Annotated in this window: 14 protein-coding genes and 1 pseudogene; 5 read left to right on the top strand and 10 right to left on the bottom strand. The window is 67.3% G+C overall.

Going from position 1 to position 19,339, the window contains the following annotated elements; translation table 11 throughout:
• Nucleotides 1-69: 69 nt before the first annotated feature.
• From FCI23_RS39285 to FCI23_RS39255, 6 genes are all read right to left on the bottom strand, one after another.
• Nucleotides 70-1,011, bottom strand: a complete 942-nt coding sequence (locus FCI23_RS39285; RefSeq protein WP_136728937.1) for an ABC-three component system protein — start codon at nt 1,009-1,011, stop codon at nt 70-72.
• 330 nt (nt 1,012-1,341) lie between these two features.
• Nucleotides 1,342-2,046, bottom strand: a complete 705-nt coding sequence (locus FCI23_RS39280) for a cation transporter (RefSeq protein ID WP_136728936.1) — start codon at nt 2,044-2,046, stop codon at nt 1,342-1,344.
• Nucleotide 2,047: 1 nt separating this feature from the next.
• Complete coding sequence (locus FCI23_RS39275; RefSeq protein WP_136728935.1) at nt 2,048-2,383, bottom strand: ArsR/SmtB family transcription factor; 336 nt, start codon at nt 2,381-2,383, stop codon at nt 2,048-2,050.
• Between the two features lie 343 nt (nt 2,384-2,726).
• On the bottom strand, nt 2,727-2,903 hold the full coding sequence (locus FCI23_RS39265) for a hypothetical protein (RefSeq protein ID WP_246144503.1): 177 nt from the start codon (nt 2,901-2,903) through the stop codon (nt 2,727-2,729).
• A gap of 70 nt (nt 2,904-2,973) precedes the next feature.
• On the bottom strand, nt 2,974-4,092 hold the full coding sequence (arsB, locus tag FCI23_RS39260) for an ACR3 family arsenite efflux transporter (RefSeq protein ID WP_407646098.1): 1,119 nt from the start codon (nt 4,090-4,092) through the stop codon (nt 2,974-2,976).
• A complete protein-coding gene (locus tag FCI23_RS39255; protein ID WP_136728933.1) occupies nt 4,083-4,397 on the bottom strand; it encodes an ArsR/SmtB family transcription factor in 315 nt (104 codons plus the stop codon). The genes arsB and FCI23_RS39255 overlap by 10 nt, the downstream gene beginning before the upstream one ends.
• 78 nt (nt 4,398-4,475) lie before the next feature.
• Here FCI23_RS39255 and FCI23_RS39250 point away from each other — a divergent pair, with 78 nt between their 5' ends.
• The 3 genes and pseudogenes from FCI23_RS39250 (at nt 4,476) to FCI23_RS57100 (ending at nt 7,130) form a co-directional block, all read left to right on the top strand.
• Complete coding sequence (locus FCI23_RS39250; RefSeq protein ID WP_136728932.1) at nt 4,476-4,889, top strand: arsenate reductase ArsC; 414 nt, start codon at nt 4,476-4,478, stop codon at nt 4,887-4,889.
• A pseudogene (locus FCI23_RS39245) lies at nt 4,886-5,652 on the top strand (NAD(P)/FAD-dependent oxidoreductase); the annotation flags it as partial. The gene FCI23_RS39250 and the pseudogene FCI23_RS39245, both read left to right, overlap by 4 nt.
• 1,328 nt (nt 5,653-6,980) lie before the next feature.
• Nucleotides 6,981-7,130, top strand: a complete 150-nt coding sequence (locus FCI23_RS57100) for a hypothetical protein (RefSeq protein WP_169317138.1) — start codon at nt 6,981-6,983, stop codon at nt 7,128-7,130.
• Here the strand turns inward: FCI23_RS57100 and FCI23_RS39240 are convergent.
• Together FCI23_RS39240 and FCI23_RS60785 are read right to left on the bottom strand one after the other, a co-directional pair.
• Nucleotides 7,120-8,796 carry a sialidase family protein gene (locus FCI23_RS39240; RefSeq protein WP_136728931.1) on the bottom strand — a complete coding sequence of 559 codons (1,677 nt, stop codon included), beginning with the start codon at nt 8,794-8,796 and terminating at the stop codon, nt 7,120-7,122. The two genes, FCI23_RS57100 and FCI23_RS39240, sit on opposite strands and share 11 nt — an antisense overlap.
• 514 nt (nt 8,797-9,310) lie before the next feature.
• On the bottom strand, nt 9,311-9,574 hold the full coding sequence (locus FCI23_RS60785) for a hypothetical protein (protein ID WP_246144506.1): 264 nt from the start codon (nt 9,572-9,574) through the stop codon (nt 9,311-9,313).
• A 388-nt stretch (nt 9,575-9,962) separates the two neighbouring features.
• Between FCI23_RS60785 and FCI23_RS63280 the strand changes: the two genes are divergently transcribed.
• Nucleotides 9,963-10,454, top strand: coding sequence for an integrase core domain-containing protein (locus FCI23_RS63280; RefSeq protein WP_322973957.1), 492 nt, complete (start codon nt 9,963-9,965; stop codon nt 10,452-10,454).
• Nucleotides 10,455-10,673: 219 nt separating this feature from the next.
• Nucleotides 10,674-11,156, top strand: coding sequence for a YbaB/EbfC family nucleoid-associated protein (locus FCI23_RS60780; RefSeq protein WP_246144502.1), 483 nt, complete (start codon nt 10,674-10,676; stop codon nt 11,154-11,156).
• Nucleotides 11,157-11,613: 457 nt separating this feature from the next.
• On the opposite strand, the gene FCI23_RS39225 is transcribed toward FCI23_RS60780, so the two are convergent.
• The gene (locus tag FCI23_RS39225; protein WP_136728930.1) at nt 11,614-11,910 is read right to left on the bottom strand and encodes a hypothetical protein; all 297 of its coding nucleotides are present in this window, start codon (nt 11,908-11,910) and stop codon (nt 11,614-11,616) included.
• Between the two features lie 184 nt (nt 11,911-12,094).
• Nucleotides 12,095-17,716: a nucleotidyl transferase AbiEii/AbiGii toxin family protein gene (locus FCI23_RS58620; RefSeq protein WP_211265657.1), complete on the bottom strand. Its 5,622-nt coding sequence runs from the start codon at nt 17,714-17,716 to the stop codon at nt 12,095-12,097.
• Between the last annotated feature and the right edge of the window lie 1,623 nt (nt 17,717-19,339).

The following is a 19,339-nucleotide window of genomic DNA, read 5'->3' as shown; positions in this document are numbered from 1 at the left end:
CCAAACCCTTCACCTGGACCGCGACCGCCGACGAGATCCTCGCCAAGGTCCGACTCGTCCAGACCAACATCAAGAAACTCGTCGACAACAACGCGAAGTGACACAAACAGGATCACGAGACACTAGGCGCCGCTCGTAGCCGCCGAGTTCGCCGGGGCGCAGAAGGTTTTCATTGGACCACCGGGAACGCTGTTCATACGCCCGGACGTAGTCCCTCACGGCCATCCGGATGCGGGCGTTGCCGATCCCGGCGAGCGTCAGCTGGCGTACAAAGGTCTTCCCCGTGTGCTCGGTCACCTCGCCGGTGAGGTCGACGACGTCGGCGTCAATGGGAAGGTTGTCGGGCCGGAACTGGTTACGGCGCTGATCAAAGATGTCATCGAATTCGACTCCGGTCACCGGGCCGGATGCCGTGCCCGCCAAGTGGGCGATGCAGCGCTGAAGGAACCAGCCCTCCAGGCGCTGAAGGAAGGCTTGTGCGTGGGCGTGACCGACAACCAGGGCAGCCCGGCCCTGCAGCTGGTCACCAGCCTTCGTGATGTTGTCGGCCTCATCGAGTACCTGGATGCGTTTGAGCAGGTTCAACCGCTGATCCGTCTCCAGAGCGTCCCACGCTGCGAAGTTGGCCAGGGTGGTCGGGCTCTTCGCTGCAGAGTTGGCGCGGGCCGTATTCAGCAGCTTCAGCGCCTCGGCTTCGCTCCTTGGACCGCCTGGCCGACTTGGCGCCAGGTAGGACCCGACGGTCCCCTCTGGCGCGATACCGGTCGTCAGGAGAAACAGGTTCGTCCGCTCCAGATCGATCTGCTGGTCGGAGACGGCCGTAGCCCAGATCCGCAGCGTCTTCCACAGGTCGCTACTGGCATCGGTCATCCGCGTCCCGGGCGCGCGGTGCTTGAGCTGCCACCAGTCCGTGGACGCATCGCGTACGGTTTCGATGTCGTCTCCGGCCTCGATGGCAACCGTCCAGTCCAGACCTGTCTGGAGATGCTCCACGCACACCAGCAAGGCCATGCGCAACTGGTACAGGTACCCGAGTGCCGCTGCGGACGCCTCGAAGGGATCGGACCTGCCGCTCATTGCATCCCCCGCTCCTGACCTGCCCCATCGTGCGCGCCCGGAGATCGTATCGACCGTACTGCGCCTGGTTAAGCTTCCGGACAAAACTCACCCTTAGTCACAAGGGTTATGCATCGATTGCCGAAGGCAGTCAACGCTGTCCCGGCGATTGCTAAACGAACAGGACGGCGAGGACCTTGTTCCGCGCCTGGTACGACGGCTCCGTGCCCACCGACGAGGTGTCGGACGACACGAGAGTGTCAGTGGACGGCGACACGTCATGTGTCAGCAGCAGTCGCAGCCGGCCTGACAACTGCACCCTTCATCGGCCGTGACTCCGGCCCCCGTTGCGACGGGCGCGGCGCAGCAGCCTTTTCCTTGCCAAGCGTCCCGGCCTTCCTTGACGGCGATGACGGCGATGATCAGCGCGGCGATGGGGTCGGCCCATGACCAGCCGAGGGTGGCGTTGAGGACCAGGCCGCCCAGCAGTACCGCTGAGAGGTAGGTGCACAGCAGGGTCTGCTTGGAGTCGGCGACCGCCGAAGCGGAGCCGAGCTCCCGTCCGGCCCTGCGCTGGGCGGCGGACAAGAACGGCATGATCGCCAGGGACAGCGCGGCGATGACGATGCCGGGGATGGAGCGGTCCGCCTCGCCGGTGCCGGTCAGCGCGCGGACGGCGTCGATGCTGACGTACGCGGCGAGCGTGAAGAAGGAGAAGGCGATGATCCGCAGGGTGGTCTTCTCGCGGGCTTCGCGTAGGGCGTGCGCGCGTGCGGAGAACTGCCATGCGACCGCGGTGGCGGAGGAGACCTCGATGACGGAGTCGAGGCCGAAGCCGATCAGGGCGGTGGAGGAGGCGATCGTCCCGGCGGTGATGGCGACGACCGCCTCGATGACGTTGTAGGTGATGGTCGCGGCGACCAGCAGCCGTATCCGCTTCGCCAGGGCGTTGCAGCGGGCCGGGGTGGGCCCGAGGGATATCGCGGTCATCTCAGCAGCAGCCCTTCGTCTTCGCGTCGGGGCAGGTCTTGTCCGCCTCGGCCGCCACCACGGCGTTGCGCAGGTCGTCGAGCGCGTGGCCGAGGCGTTCGTCGGCCAGCTCGTAGCGGGTGCGGCGGCCGACAGGTACGGCGACGACGAGGCCGCAGTCCCGCAGGCACGCCAGGTGGTTCGACAGGCGGGTGCGGGAGATGCCGAAGGCGTCGGCGAGGTCGGAGGGGTGGGCCGGGGCCTCGCGCAGGGCGAGCAGGAGCCGGCAGCGGATCGGGTCGGCGAGCGCGCGGCCGAAGCGGGCCAGCACCACGACGTCGGAAGCAACAGTCATCACATCCCGACATTACACGATTCCATGAATTCAGGTAACTGTGAACTGTCGGGCGCTATGGGGATGTCCGCCGCGGCGGTAGGAAACGTGTCAGTGGCTGCGGCGTCGTATGGAGATGAGCAGTCCGATCAGGGCGAGGACCATCCAGGCAGTGAGGTAGGTGAAGGCGGCCGTGGGTGAGATCGCGGTCCACAGGATGCCGGCGATGCCGCTGGCGGCGAGGTTGCCCAGCGACTGGACGGTGGCGGGATGACGAAGTCCACTGCCAGACGGCGGAGGTGGCAGTCGGCGGCGGGTTCTGGCTGGCCGCCGCCGACTACCACCACCTGCGCCTGGTGAATCGCCGTCACGACACCTGCAGCGTGCTCGTTGACTGCGGGCAGCACTCGGCGTAGGCCCGGTGAGCCGACGCACAGGGCCCGCACAGCAGCCGTCGTACGGGCGGATCGACGGAAACGGAGCGGTACACGGGCCTGGTGCAGGTCAGGAACTGCTCACCCATCTCGAAGTGCTGGGCGCACACCCGGGCCTCGCACTGCTTGCAGACACCGACCGCAGCCGTCTGCTTGCCGCGCGGTGGCAGTCCAGGCAGTTCACTGCGTGGTTTCCACCGGCTGGGCGATGGAGGTGGTGAACTTCTTGCGCCAGGCCAGCGATACGTAGACGAGCGCGATCAGGACCGGCACCTCGATCAGCGGGCCAACGACGCCGGACAGCGCCTGTCCGGAGGTGACGCCGAAGGTGGCGATGGCGACGGCGATGGCGAGCTCGAAGTTGTTACCCGCCGCGGTGAAGGCGAGCGTGGCGGTGCGGTCGTAGGCAAGGCCGAGGGCCTTGCCAAGGGCGAAGGTACCGAACCACATGACAGCGAAATAGGCCAGCAGCGGCAGCGCGATCCGGACGACGTCGCCGGGCTGGTGGGTGATCGTCTTTCCCTGGAGGGCGAAGAGGATCACGATGGTGAACAGCAGACCGTACAGCGCCCACGGTCCGATTCTCGGCAGGAACTTGGTCTCGTACTTCTCGCGGCCCATGGACTTCTCGCCGAAGCGGCGGGTAAGGAAGCCGGCCAGCAGCGGGACGCCGAGGAAGATCACGACGTTGAGAGCGATCTTCCAGGCGGAGATGTTCAGGTGTTCACCGTTCCCCAGGTTCAGCCAGCCGGGGAGGATGTCGAGGTAGAACCAGCCGAGTACGCCGAAGGCCAGCACCTGGAAGACCGAGTTCAAGGCGACCAGCACCGCTGCCGCCTCGCGGTCGCCGCAGGCGAGGTCGTTCCAGATAATGACCATCGCGATGCAGCGGGCGAGTCCGACGATGATCAGGCCGGTGCGGTACGCGGGCAGGTCGGGCAGGAAGGTCCAGGCGAGGGCGAACATCACGGCCGGGCCGACCAGCCAGTTGATGAGCAGCGAGGAGACCATGAGTCTCTTGTCGCCGGTGACCGCGTCGAGTTTGTCGTAGCGGACCTTGGCGAGCACGGGGTACATCATGATCAGCAGGCCGACGGCGATGGGCAGCGAGATGCCGCCGATCTCGACCTTGCTCAGGGCGTCGTTGAGACCGGGGATCAGGCGCCCGAGGCCGATCCCCAGCGCCATGGCGGCGAGGATCCACACGGCCAGGAAGCGGTCCAAGGTGGAGAGCTTGCCGACGATGTTGGTGTCGTCTGTCGTGGCGGTGGCGGCGGGTGCGGTGCTGGTCACGCGCAGGGCCTCTTCTTCTCGGCGGCAACGGTCGTACGGGCCGTGGCGGCGAGCTGGGCGAAGGAGTCCGCCACCGCCTCGATGACGTCGGGGCGCAGCTTGTAGTACGTGTACCGGCCGCAGGGCTCCGTCTCGACGACCCCGGCCTCACGCAGCACTCTCAGGTGGTTGGAGAGGTTGGTCTGCCGGGCGCCGGTCTCCTCGACCAGGTGGCTGGTGCATAGCGTTTCGTTGGCGAGCAGGGTCACGATCTGGAGCCTGAGCGGGTCGGCGAGCACCCGGACCAGGTCAGTGTCGACTGACGTCATCATGGGCTGATACTGTCACATCACCTGGAGCTGATGCCAGTCCGGGCTGACCTTACCGTCGCGAGAACAAGCGAGACCCCGATGTCCGACAAGCCGTCCGTGCTGTTCGTCTGTGTCCACAACGCCGGCCGCTCCCAGATGGCCGCCGCGTGGCTGACCCACCTGGCAGGCGACCGCGTCGAGGTCCGCTCGGCCGGCTCCGCCCCGGCCGGCTCGGTCAACCCGGCGGCGGTCGAGGCCATGAAGGAGGTCGGCATCGACATGTCGGCCGAGACGCCGAAGGTGCTGACCATCGAGGCCGTCCAGGCGTCCGACGTGTGCATCACCATGGGCTGCGGGGATGCCTGCCCGGTCTTCCCCGGGAAGAGGTACCTGGACTGGAAGCTGGAGGACCCGGCGGGCCAGGGCGTGGAGGCGGTTCGGCCTATCCGTGACGAGATCAAGTCCCGGATCGAGGGTCTGATCGCAGAGATCGCCCCGGAGCCCGTGTCATGAGCGGCGAGATCCGGAATGTCATCGTCATCGGCTCGGGCCCGGCCGGTTACACCGCCGCGCTCTACACCGCTCGTGCCTCGCTGAACCCGCTGGTCTTTGAGGGCTCAGTCACCGCCGGTGGTGCCCTGATGCAGACCACTGAGGTAGAGAGCTCCCCGGTTTCCGCGAGGGCATCATGGGCCCGGACCTGATGGACAACATGCGCGCCCAGGCCGAGAGGTTCGGCGCCGAGCTGGTCCCGGACGACGTGACCGCAGTGGATCTTGAGGGTGACATCAAGACCGTCACCGACTCCGCCGGCACGGTCCACCATGCGAAGGCCGTCATCGTCACGACTGGCTCCCAACACCGCAAGCTCAACCACCCGGGCGAGGACGAGCTGTCCGGCCGGGGCGTGTCGTACTGCGCCACCTGTGACGGCTTCTTCTTCCGCGAGCACGACATCGCCGTCATCGGCGGGGGCGACACCGCGATGGAAGAGGCGACCTTCCTCTCCCGCTTCGCCAAGTCCGTCACGATCGTCCACCGCCGCGACACCCTGCGCGCCTCCAAGGCGATGCAGGAGCGCGCCATCGCCGACCCGAAGATCTCCTTCGCCTGGGACAGCGAAATCGCCGAGATCCATGGCGAGGGCGGCAAGCTCTCCGGCCTCACGCTGCGCGGGGCCAAGAGCGGCGAGACCTCCGCGCTACCAGTGACCGGGCTGTTCGTGGCGATCGGCCACGACCCGCGCACCGAGCTGTTCAAGGGGCATTGTCAGGTTGTTTGGGGCCTGTCGGTAGGATGATCTTCGGGTTGGCTTCTCAAGATCGATTGAACCGCCCGCTACGCCAGAGTGATCCTTCAACGCTTTCTCTGCCGCACTCACCGTGGCCCGCCCCTCAGGCCAGTGGAGTGCATCAAAGCGACCGCCTCTGGCACCGCGAGGCCAACAGCCTCGGAGCGTGCCGTAAAGAGCGGGTCGAAGGTGCAGCCCGCACGCGACACCAGCCCACTGACGCGTATCCGGTCAGTCACCCGGACTCACCACCCCGTCGACGCCGCCGCGGAACCTCAACGGCCGCGGAAAGCACCAGCTCAGGGCGTTTACGGGAATTCGTGGATGCTGTCGGAACCTCCCCGGGGATTTGAACCTGCGCGGCACGGGACCGCTCGCGGCATGATTATCTGGCTCGTGTCTTCGGTAGATGGACGGTTTGCTTGTTTCCGCAGGTCACAGGGGGTGTCGCACGACCAGCCCTCTTGTGCGGTCCTGCCGGGGACTCGAACCTGCGGCCAAGCCTCCCCGACTACGGCAAGGCGTACGCCCCCGTCAAGGATTCGATCCCGCGCAGCGTGAGCCCGCCGCTCCCCCGCCATGGCCGCAGGCCCACGGCCACGCCCAGCCGCTCGGGCCGACACACCGCCCGCAGCAACCGCTCGCCCACACGCCCGGCTACGGCCCCCCGAAGCCACCGTCCCGGGGATTGACACACCACCACCATTCCTCACCCCCAGCGCCCGCCCACGGGCCGTCAGCGCCCCGAAACCCCCACCCACCCCGCCCCACCGGACCCCCGACCGGACCTCCACCCAAACTGACGGACCGTCATCCCGATCCAGCACCGATCCAGCGAGGGTACGGATAACCAGGGATGACGACAGGTGACGAAACGTCAGCAGATCCAGCACGGATCCAGCAACGGGCACCGCAACGGGGCCGGCCCGCAACCGGGCCGACCCCATCTGACCTGCACATTCGCTAAATCGCCGCGCCAATGCTATGGCGGGCACTAAACATTGAAGCGAAACGTCGACGTAAGGGCTACGACCTGCAAGAACGCCGCGCCGCGGGATGCGATCCAGCACGGATCCAGCAATCGTCGGGACGAGCGCCGATGGAGGCCATTGCCCGCATCACCGGCCAGCCCGTACGCCGCATGGAATGACAGTGATGGTGTTCATGCTGTCCCCGGGCGGGTCTGACCCTGCCGGACCGCACCGGGCACGGCAACGGGGTCGACCCGGGGCGCCGATCCGCCGCTTTGCGCGGCACCCGTCCGCTGACGTGGCGTCAACCGCCGCCGTCACGAGGCCCGCCGAGGCCGCGCCATGCACGCCCACCTCAGCGGCGTGATCGAGGCGCTGCCCGGCGTGGAGAAGTCCCGGCGCCCCGCCGGGCCCAGGCGCGGTGACCACCGCCTCTGCGGGGCGGGCGCCACGAACCGCGCGCCCGTCCCGCACGCTTATCTCACGGCGTGATGACGTTCACATACACGTCCGTGTTCCCGAACTGCTTCGCGCAGTCCACCGGCGGGGCTGGCTTCACCGGGTCGCCGGGGGCCGGCGCGGCGACGCCTGAGACATCCTTGTCATCCTCCTGGGCGAGCGCGGTGCCTGCCACCGCGTGCTGGTAGGCGTCGACCGCCGGGCAGCCGACCCCGCCCCGGGAGTCGGTGTCGATGAACCACGCGCGGTCGTTCGTCGACACCAGCGTGCTGTAGTCGCCCCAGAACTGGCGCGCCAGGTTGTTCTGCGCGCTGGCCGCCGGGTCGCTGGATGCGCTGGACGTACGGATCGGCGTGGTCCATGAACTGCCGTCCGCCGAGCTGGCGTACCAGGCGTTGATAGCGGCGTTGCCCGTGCCGTACGTGCTCGGGTCCTTCGCCGTCTGGCCCTGGTAGCCCACGTCCACCCGGCCGTTGGGCGCGACGTCGAGGCCCTGGAAGAAGGCATACCCCTCGGCCGCCGTGGAGACGGTCGTCAGCGGCGCCCAAGTGCTGCCGTGGTCCGAGGAGTGCGTGACGACCACGCGCCCGCCGTCCACGGTGCGGTTGACCCAGGCGAGCCACACCGTGGTGGAGCCGGTGCGCGGGTCGGCGGCAATGGAAGCGAAGCTGTCCGTACGGAAGTTAGCGCCCGGGATCGGGTCCTGGATGTCGGCCACGGCGCCAGCGGTGACCGGGCGAGACCAGGAGGCGCCGCCGTCGCGGGACGTGGCGACGACCTGCTTGCCGGTCTCCTCCCACACCACGTACACCGTGCCGTCGGGGCCGACGGTGGGCTGGGAACCCTGCCGGCCGTGGACGGTGTTGTCGGCAGCAGGGGAGAGCTGCCGGGGCGAGGAGAAGGTCGCGCCGCCGTCGCCGGAGACGGTCACCATGACGGGCTCAGGCGGGCCGCCGGCGCTGCGGAACTCGGTCCAGGTGACGTAGACCCGGCCGAAGAACGCGCTGCCGGGAGTCGCGTCGACTGTCACCCATTCCTTGTCGTTGAAGTCGTTGGGGTTGTCCTTGACGGTGGAGATCGCCGGGGCGCTCCAGGTCAGCCCATTGTCGTCGGAGTAGCTGACGGCCTGGGCCTCGGGGTACTTGTTCGGCGGGTAAAGGCTGTGGCCCGGCTTGTACGAGGCCAGGGTGGCGTAGTACGCGCGGGCGCCGTGGGCGTAGGTGAAGCCGCCCTTGCCGTCGGGCTTGGGTCCGTAGGAGATGACGGGGTCGCCGTCGGAGATCCAGTCGGACGACTTCCAGCCGAGCTGGTCGTCGAGCAGCCCGCGGTTGGTCCAGGTTCTGCCGCCGTCGCTGGAGGTGTACACGCCTGAAGTGCCGACGCCGGGGAAGAACGAGCAGTCGCTCGCCGGCACGTCAGGACCGCGGACCGGGCCCGGACCGCAAGGCGGCTGCTGCTGTTCGTCGTTGGAGCCGGAGATCAGGTACCCGGCGTTCACCGGGTTGACGGCGATTGTCGGCTCGTTCTGCTTGTTCGCGGGGAAGACAGTGGTGCTGTCACTCTTCGGATCGGCCGCGACCTGGGGTGAGTTGGCCTGAACGTCGCTCTCGGACGTGGCTTGCGCAAGTCCTGCGACCGGGAGGCTGAGCAGTCCGGCAGCGGCCACCAGGGTCAGGGGTCGTGCCCATCTGTGTGCCATGCGTCACTCCTCGAGTGAGTCATGTTGGCATGACGGTAGTCATGCAAAGGGGGCGCGGGGGGAGCATCCGGAGGCTAGTGCGCGCGCCGGGCAGACGTCCAGATGAAAAGCCAGGCCCGTCGCGATCCCGTCCTCCCTGACGTATTAATCGGCACCCGCAACCCCCGCATCTCCACGTCCCTCAAAGAGAGCCGCACCCTTCGCCACTTCAATGCCGGCCGTAGAGCTGGGCGAGATCGACGAGATGGACATCGGGCCGGCTCGCGGTGGTGGTGTTGAGGTCGCGGGTAAAGCCGTGTTCGGAGAAGACGGCCAGGTGTGCGCGGGCCGTGTGATGCCCCTCGTCCGCCAGGACCGTGCGCCCAGGCGTTCCAGGTCGGCCACGCCGCGCTGACGGCCGGTGACCTTGGCCTCGCCGATCAGAGCGATGGAGACAGGTTTGGTGCGGGGCTTCTCACCGGGAGCGAGGGCGACGACGGGCCTGTAGGGTGCCAGAAGTCCGCACGGGCTCTGATCAGGTATTTTGCGTCTCCGGTTGATCATGGCAAGCTCGGATCGCATGGCGTTGCGCATGCTCTACCTGGTCTTCCACCGACTCCTCGGGCTGCTTCTGCTGCTGTCGTGTTCGGAGGCGGTCAAGGAGGCCGAGCTGCTCGCGCTGCGCCATGAGGTCGCGGTGCTGCGCCGGCAGCTCGGCACGCGGCCGCGCCTGACGTGGCCGGAGCGTGCGGTGCTCGCCGCCCTGGCCCGACACCTGCCGGCCCGACTGCGCCGCCACCGCCTGGTCACCCCCGCCACCCTGCTGGCCTGGCACCGTCGCCTGCTGCGCTGGAAGTGGAAACAAAGACCCCCGCGCACCGGCCGCCCACCGATCCCCGAGCACCTGGCCGCGCTCATCCTGCGCCTGGCCGACAACAACCCCACCTGGGGCTACACAAGAATCCAGAGCGAGCTGCGCCGCCTCGGCCACCGGGTCGGCGCCTCCACCATCCGCCCCCAGCCTTCGGCCGGGAGGTGCCCCCAGGATCCTGCGCCGGGCCGGCCTCGATCCCGCACCGCGCCGCGGCGGCGCCCCGACCTGGCGCCAGTTCCTACGCGCCCAGGCGTCAGGGCTGCCGGCCGCGGACTTCTTCCACCTCGACACCGTCACTTCGAAGAGGCTGTATGTGTTCTTCGTACTGGAGGTTGGCACCCGGCGCGTGCACATCCTCGGAGTCACTCCCCATCCCAGTGCGATCTGGGTCGCACAGCTCGCGAGGAATCTCCTGGCCGACCTCGGCGAGCGCGCCTGCGCCTTCCACTACCTGCCGCGCGACCGGGATGACAAATACACCCAAACCTTCGACACGGTCTTCACCGCGCAGGACATCACGATCCTCAAGAGCGCACCGCAGGCGCCCCGGATGAACGCCTACGCCGAGAGGTTCGTCCGCACCGCACGAACGGAATGCACCGACCGTCTGCTCATCTACAACGAGCAGCACCTGCGCAAGGTACTGGCCGAGTACGCCGAGCACTACAACACCGCCAGGCCCCATCGGGCTCTGCAGTTGCGTGCTCCCGCCGACGACCCCGACGTCATCCCCCTGCCCGCACAGCGGATCGAGCGCCGCGGCGTCCTCAACGGCCTGATCCACGAGTACCGCAACGCGGCCTGACCAAGGTCATCACGTTCGGCGTAGCCGCAGGTCAACGCCGGTGCGCAGTTTTGGAACCCTACAGGATCGAAGAACATCAGACCAGCACCCCACCACGACGTCGGCAAGACCGTGAAACGCGAACTCACACTCGAGGCACATCGAGCCAGCGGAGGTTAAAGAACAAGCTGAGGCGGGCGCACGGCGACAGGGGGGCTGTGGTCAAATCGATGAGGGCAGATGGACTTCCCCGTCGTGACGCAGCCAGACAACTGTCCGGACCCGGGCCACCGGTCCCAGGCCACCGGCCACCGGCCACCGGCACATCTGGTGGGCGGGACGAACTGGTCCGCCGCAACTTCCCTCCAGCAGATCGGAAACGCAACAGTGGCCTCCGGACGTGATCTCGACATCCAGGATCTACTGCGGCAGGCGCAGCAGATCAAGCAACGACTCACCACGGCGCAGCGCGAGCTCGCCGAATCGAACACCCAGGGTGTCGCCGGCGGCGGTCTGGTGAAGGCGACGGTCAACGGCCGGGGGAAGCTGCTCAACCTGGAGATATCATCCGTCATCGCGGATCCCGACAACACCGATGAACTCGCCCGTATGATCGTGTCCGCGGTCCAGGACGCACACGCCTCCCTCAGGGCCCTTCATCAAAGCGCGGTGGGCCCGATCATCGATGCGTTCAATGCCGAGCCTGAGGACAACCGCTATTGATCGTCGCCCACGCGCGGGCGAATCCGCGGGCGAATCAGGGGGCTGTCCATCAGCGGTACGCGGCTGCGTGGCGCTGGCCCTCCCGAGGTCACGGGAGGGCCGGAGTACGGTCAGTCCGCGGCGGCCGGCTGGGCTCACCGGCCCGCCGCAGCGATCGCCTCCACCAGCGGCCCGATCTCCATCACCACTCACCGGTCCGGTCGGGTTCAGAGGAGGCGGTGGCCCTCCGGCACTTCACCGAGCAGGTCCGCGACGGCAAGGATCCTGATCCCACAGGCCGTGCAGTTCGGTGAGTCAGCCGGTCGATCTCCCCCCAACGCGACTGGTCGTCGTTGAAGGGGTCCTGGAAGGGAGCCGTCTCCGCTGCCGCGTACCCGCGCACAGTTACACCGAAGGGAGCCGTGGCCGCCACCGGTCGCCGCCCTGGATCGCCGACGGAAACCGGCAGGCCCTCGGCCTACAGGAGGTCGGTCACCGCCGCCCCGATCCCGGACTGTGGATCGGGATCGTACCTGTCCCAGGTGCCGTCCCGACCGTCATGCCCCTTGGTCACGTCCAGCAGCGGGGAAGTCAGTCCGGACGGTGCGTACACCCTGAGGCCCGTCGCGTTGGCGACCTCCTTGGCCAGCGGACCGCTCGTCGTACATATGATCACGGGCTGGCGGGAGAGCTGCTGCAGGCTCCTCCTGCGGCCGAGATATCGGCCGCCCTCCGTTCCGGAGACGTCCACGACCTGCCCGTCCTTGAGATGCAAGGTGATGCATCGTGGAGGGGTCAGTTTTCAGGTTCTGGATCACTTTTCACCCGTTGCCGACACCAACCCGGCATCCGGCGACCATTCGCACCGACCGCGATGAACACCGACGGCAGCGACTCGCCCCAGGACGGCTCCGGCGCCCACTGCCAGCGGGGCTGCCTGTGGCTCCGGCTGTGCCGGATCAGGCTTCCGCACCGGAGTCGTGCGTGGGTGTGTGGGGCCGCACGGGTTCCACACCATTGGCCTCGCTGCCGGCGTCATCGACAGCCACGGGCTCAGCAACCGCTCGTGGCCGAGGAGCGTCCAGGAAGGCCACTGCCCGCTGGACGCCAGGCGCGGCGGACGGCGTCTGCTGAGTGGCCCCGGAGGATGAAGCCACCGCCCGTGCTCCGGGCGTCAAGGCATCAGGACCGACGGTGGCCGCAGCCGCGGCGCTGACGGCGCCCGTGCCCTCGCCGGTCCGCGCGCCAACCCGTGTCCCAGGGCGATCCAGGAAGGCTCGCGGCGGTCCTGCCATGCGCTCACCAGAAGCAGACCCTGGCCACTCCGCCTCAGGCTCGGCCACCGCGACATCGGTCAGCGAAACAACCGGCCCGGCCGCTGGAACGGCCGCGGTCCCGCCCTTGTCCTCGCTGGAAACCTCCGCCCGCTCTTCGTCCCTGGCATCAGGTACCGAAACCGCTGCCGAAGCTGCCGAGGCTGTCGGCGAGTCGACGGGCGCGGCAGGGGCGCCTTCCTCTTCGCCCGCAGCACCGGTCGGTCCCGCCCCGTCATTGCTCGCGGTCCCGGCCTTAGCGAGAGACATGGCGCGCCCGGTCGCCGGCTCACCGGCCTCATCGGGACGTGGCGGGCCTTGGGCGTCGGCAGTGGCACGGTATCCGGGGAAGAGTCGCTCGACGATGGTGGCCAGATCCTCAGCTGCGAAGCCGCGGTCCTGGCTGGTCAGTCCGGCGTCGCCGAGTACGTCAGCCTTCCTTTGCGCCTCCTTGCCCCCGGGCGCCGGGCGCCATGGGACGGTCTTCGGCTCCTGGCCCGTCTCCCGGGTCGCTTTGACGGTCCAGCGTCCGGTGAGAGTCGGGACCTCGCTGACGATGATCCGTTCATAGCCGACCGACCTGGCCCAGCTCTCCATACGTCCCGCCTGGAGGTTGCCCGCCTCCTCCAGATAGCGGACCCGATGCCCCAACAGGGCGTATGCCTCAAGGTTGCCGCTGCGGAAGCCCAGATGCTGGAGCCTGCAACCCGAGACGTTGTGCAGGTGTTCGAAGAGCTTGAACTGGTCGGTCCGGTCCTTCCCCGGGAACAGTCGCTGCCATTGCTCGTCGTTCCAGAACTCCGTCAAGTCATAGACATTGACGTGCTCAGCGGCGATCTGCCGGTAGCGGTCGGGCCCGCTCAGCGGCTTGTCACCAACGATGATGACGGAGGTGGTGGGAGGCAGCGCCTCCACGAGTTGCCTGACGCCGGTGATGCTGGTGTCGTGCTGCGGATGAGGGCCGCCCCTCTTACCGCTGAACCGCGACCAGATGACGACATGGTCGCCCCCCTCCGCCGCTATGCCCTTGCTCGCCAGGAAGCCGGCGATCTCCGCCTGCGCCTCTGGGCGTCCAGCCAGGCCGTCCGCACCCCACGCCTTACGGACCTTGTTGCGCCCGGCGTCGCCCCTCCCCCAGTTCGCACTCACCTGCCCGGTCGCGTCTCCGACCGGGCTGTGGAACAGCGGATCCCGCAGATCCTGCGGAATCGGCGGGACGGCGCTGTCATACGGGAGTACGACGCGGTCACCGATCTGATGGGCGGTCGCTTGCGAATAGAGCGCGTTGGCCACCTCGTGCGTGATCACATGCACCCGCCCGCCCTGCGCGCTGCTCTCCTCGGGAGAGGCATGGGATGCCTTCGCGGCGTCCTGCAAGGTCTTCCTGATAAACGGGCTGACCTGGTCGGGCCGGGTACCGTCCCTGATCACAGCGACATGCAGCTTGGGGTTGAGCAGCAGTGCCGCCGCCACCCCGAACATGTCACCGGTGAAGTTGTCCAGGGTGACGATGACGCTTCGCTGCGTCCCCATGCCCTCGTACGCTATGCGCAGCGTGTCCGCGAGGTGCTCCAAGGTCCGCGTCAGGTGGGCGACGTCCGACTCGGAGGCGCCGTAGCGGCTCCATTCCGCGATCACCTTGCTGCGAGCGTTCCGCTTGCCCACCAGGTCGGTCAGTACCCGCTTGAAGTTCGCGGTCAGGGTCTTCGCACCGGTCGCCCGGGCGGCGGAGTTCGAAGCGCCGGCCTGCGCTTTGGCGTTGGCCTCTCTCTGCTTGGCGAACGCCTCACCCCGCAGCGCTTCCAGATGGTGAACGAGCACCATGTCGCCCTCGGGATGTTCCTTGAGCGCCCACAGCAGGTCGAACAGGTCCCGCCGCTGCTTGACCTGAGCGCGCACCGTCAGCGAGTAGGCCTTGTCGACGATCGCGTCCACCGGTGTGGGAGCCGGTACCCCGAGACGGGTCTCGATCCCGGTGTACGCGACGGTACGGACCGGACCCACGGTGATGTCCGTCCCCCGGATGCTCCCGGTGATCGCAGCCTGATCGTGCTTGTCCTGTTTGAAGGCGGAGAACTCCCCCGGCTGGAACTCGGCGGCGAGCTTGTCGTTGATCGCCTTCAGGTGCCGACTCGGAGCGTCGCCGCCGAGCAGCCGGAAGTCCAGGTCCTCGATCCCGCGCGGGCTGCCGAACAGCACGTTCACCGACGCACCGCCAGTGAGGAAGACCTGCCTTCCCATACTGCTCATCAGCTGGGCGAACGACTGCCCGACCGCGAGCTTGGCCACGTTGTGGGCGGGGTCCGCAAAAGCGGCGGGCTTGACCTCGGCCGCCTCGGCCACAGTGGTCTCGACCTTGACCGTGATGCTCGCGGTCTTCTTGACCGGCTTCTCCCCACCGTCCTGCCAGGAGAGCAGGAATTTGTGACTGCCCGGCCTGACATCTCTGTCGGGGCCGGCAACCGCAAGCCCCTGACGGTCTGCCTCGGACACCGCGAGTTTGTCCAGCACGACGTTGAGCAATTCCTGTGCCGTGGTGGAGGCAACATCGAGACGGACCATGACCGGCTTCCGGCCATGCTGCGCCAGCGTCCCTGCCAGCGTGACCGCCCTCTCCGTCGGCACGGCCACGCTGAGGGCTGCCTGCGAGACCGGGTGAACCGGTCCGTCACTACCGATGCCTGATTCTTCGTCGTGCGCGACGGCGGACAACGGGGGATAGGGCCGGGTCAGCGACAGCGGGAGCTCGGGGAGCACCGGTCCGGAACTGGTCGCGGCCTCGATCTGTTTCAGATACCCGATCGGCATGCCACGGCCCGGGAGAGTCCCGGCGTCGGCCATCACGCCCGACCGGTCGGCCTGTTCCGGGCGCCCGCGGAACAGCGACCATGCCTCGAAGCTCCGGTCCTTCACTCCGATGTAGTGCAGCAACTCGTGCAGGATCATGGCGTCATCCCGCTCCAGCTCCGCTGCGGAGGCATTCTCCAGGTGCAGACGGAAATGCAGCTGGTCGGAACGACCCGGTTCCTGTGACGCCGTCAGCTCCACAGCCTCTGGGTGATCCGACATCTCGGACAGCCGCACATCGAGATGCAACTCATCCCCTGAGACGGGCAGCTCGAAACCCAGATTGACGTGGTCCGCTAGCAACCCCTCGATCCGCGCCGTGAGCCCGGCGAGCCGCTCAGGAGCCAATCCCTCCCCGAACCGAACCGGAAGGTGCACGGACAAGCTGCGCACCCAGGTACCGTTCTCAGCCTCCACCCGGACAACGCCGGTCCTGACCAACGTCGCCCGGCCCTCCAGCAGTCCGGGCATCCGGTCCGCCGCCATCGCGTCCGCGGCCGGATCGAACAGCTCGGTGACCAGCCTCGCCGGCTCCACCCCTTCGATCCGGTGCCGCCACTGCTCCGGCCTCAGCGCCTCCGCCACAGGCTCCACCAGCTCGGGAACCAACTGCCCACGCAGCGGCGCGGAATCCACAGACCCCGCGGCCCAGGTTTCAACAACGCCCTGCCACGCCACGCCGCCGACAGCCGGCACCTCACCGGACCACTCGGTAAGGCCAGCCGGCCAATCGGAAGACAGAAGATCCATGTCAGCCTGCGGATCTGCGAGCTGCGGGCCGCCCAACGCCTGGTACAGCCCACGCTCCGGCGCCTCGCCCGCCACAGGCCGCTCGCCCTCCGCCGGCACGGCACCCGCGTCCACCACCTCGACGCCGGATTTGATTACCGCGGCCACCGCCTTCTGCTTGCCCTTACCCTTGTCCAAGAGCGAGGGCGCCTTCCCCCAGCGCTCGGTCGACCCCGCCAACTCAGCCTCAAGCCGAGCCAGCCAGTCAACCTTCTGGGAGTCCTTGACGATGTTCCGCACACGATCGCGCTGTGGACCAAGATCCTGCGGAGCCTGGCTCCCGAAGGGACTCCACGACGACTTCTGCTGGCTCTCCTTCTTCGCCTTCGCTTCGGCGGCATCCTGTGCTGCAAGGAGGCCCCGGAGGAACTCCTCCGCGCTCACGTGATCGTCCCGGATCTCCTGGGCCACAGAACGCAGAGCATCCGCCGAATTCACCGAAGCAAGCTTCGCCACATCGCTCGCAGCCAGGCCCTTCACCATCTGGAACGCCAGTACGAGGTTCAGTACGCCTGGATCCTGCGTCCTCCCAAGAAGGGCAGCATTCTTCCGCTCACCCCTCGATATCTTGACACGTGCATCAACCGCCAAACCCTCATAGATCTTCGCAACGTAACGCCACTCCTGACCGGGAGACATCCGCAGAGGCCGGTGGCGGAACGCGTTGAGAGAAACCCTGGTCGACACAAACGCATCCCCATGATTCTCCTGACTGAGGATCTCCCATTCGCCTTCATCCCGCCACAGGATATTCGTCGTCTCCGGAATGACACCATCCAGGCCAAGGCTCTGGTATTCCGTATCCCCGAACCAGTCCGACGGATTACGCTCCTGACGGAATACCTCCGCCTCGGGCCCATTGCTGGTCGGCGACTGGTAGTGCCAGGCCGTGAAGGTATCGCTACCCTCCGCGTCCGTCACGACAAACGCACAACCGTTCATCGCACCAGTGAAAACGAAGTCCGAACTGAAACCATCACTCCTGTACTTCGAAATGACAGCATGCCCGACATTGACGTCAGGATCCCTCGTCGCTGCTTGAAGGTAAGGAACATAATGGGCGGCAATATAGTTTGCCGCGTCGCCCACAGCGGGAATCATCCGACCGCCGACAATGGCCTGAAGCTCACTGTCATCGCTGCCGAATACCTCGACATACTTCTCAATAGCAGGAGTCAGAAGATAGACATCCCGCCCCGGCGTCGACCGCACCGGATCCCTCGTCAAGGTGAACCAGTGCCGGTCCTTACCATTCAACCAGCCCAGGAACCTGCCCGGATCGATACCGAGACCGGGATTCCGTATCCTCATCCCCTCATCCGTGCGGAGCAACAACACGTTCCCCTGCAGAAAATCCATCGGCGAATCGACGAAATCCCTGACAGCAGCCACATTGGAGAACGCGTCCGCGACAGCTCCCGCCTGCGACGGCTGCATCGGACGAGTGCCGGGGGCGCCCCCCAGCAGCCGGGCCGGCGAACCGGAAGCCACGGTCTGGGCAATAACCTCCGCCACGCCTCGAGTGTGCGGGGAGCGCGCCGGCATCGTGTTATAGATGCGCAGTACATGGTCCAAGCTGACCGGTGCACCCTGCCAACCCAGGTTGCGCAATTCCCTCCTGACCTCGACCATCAGGTGCTGGGTCCAGTCGCTGTGAGTCCCAGTTGGCGGGGCTCCTTGAGTCTCAGGCTTCGCGCCCGTGTCGGACACCACCGACTGAGCTCCGCCCTGCTCCACGCGCGACGACCCAGTTCCGCCGGCGGTTACGGCACCCGAAGCGGCCGGCTGCGCAGTGATGGAACCTGGTACCGGCTCGGCGGACGCTGTCTGCGGCACCTGGTTCCCGGAGGACGCAGAGGCAGGTTGCGACGCGGCATTACTCGACGCATGGAGGGCTTGGACCGTTTCCGCGGCCGAATCCTGACCAGCAGCACCACTGGCTGTAGACACATCCCCGCCCGTCCCCACCACCACGGCGCCCCCACCACCGTGGGCCGTGGTCAACCCACCAGACTTCGCCTCAACACCGGTGTGGCCAACCACCGGGGCGTCCCCACCCGCATGCTCCCCACTCGGAACCACAACGCCATCACCAGAACCCTGGCCATGTGCCTGGCCCGACGGCTCCCCCACCGCCGTCGAGTTCCCACCAGGACCGCCATGCCCACGCAGCACCAACACCGGGCCCCGATCACCCGACGCCGCACCACCGACCACAGGCTCGGAAGCATCGGAAGCAGAAGACACCGGGTCATGCACGGACGACGCGACACCAGCCGCATCCGACGTGCCCACAGAGCCCTCGCCCACAACACCGTGCGACGCAACCCCAACCTGACCCGACGGCTCCCCCACCACCGTGGCGCCCCCGCCACCGTGCACCTCCGTCAAACCACCACCAGAACCCGGCTCGCCAGGCCCAGCCACTGGAGCATCCGTACCCACGTCGTGCGGGCTGGTATTAGGGCCCCCGGCATCGTGTGGCTTCGCCGCGACCTGAGCTGACGGCTCCTCCACCACGGTGACCGACCCATTGGCACTCTTGACCTCGGTCAATCCACCGCCGGAACCCGCCTCACCGCTGTTTCCATGAGAGCCGGAACCCTTGAGGTCACCGAACGTCACCACGTTGCCGCCGTAGCGTTTAGCCGGGCGGATCGGAATGGGAGTGCGCCCACCACCCAAACCGCCAGCACCACTCGTGTGGGACGAACTGGAACCTTGGGAACCGCCAGAACCGCTGTCACCACTGCTTGTGTGAGATCCGGGCGTCGGTCCGGCTTCTGAGGCAGCACCCAGTCCATGGCCCTGACCCGCAGTGTCATGCCCAATGTCATGAATCGTCATCGGATTACGGGCAGTGCCCTTGCCCACGCCACCAGGAGCCGACACGGCGCCACCTGCATTACCAGAATGCGAACCACCATGGCCAGCCGCACCCGAGGGCTGCGGGGCGCCCAGCGGACCACGATGCTCACCCACCGTAGGTCCTGCACCCTGCGCAACCGGCGGGTTCGGATCGCCCACGGGCCCCCCGTCTAGGCGGTGAGGCCCCTGATCCACCAACCCCCCACCAGAATCCCCACCCTTGGCCTTGCCCGCATCAGCCAACGGACCACGACCACGCGCCGCCAACTCCTGATGCAAAGCAGCACGACTCTCACCCGAATAAACAGGAACCGAATCGACAACGGACGCACCCCCACCCGACGCGGAACCGACACCCTCCTTGCCCTTGCCCGCATCAGCCAACGG

Source organism: Actinacidiphila oryziradicis (assembly GCF_005047355.1).
In the GTDB taxonomy this organism is placed as follows: domain Bacteria; phylum Actinomycetota; class Actinomycetes; order Streptomycetales; family Streptomycetaceae; genus Actinacidiphila; species Actinacidiphila oryziradicis.
This window is presented reverse-complemented; position numbering and strand designations above follow the sequence as displayed.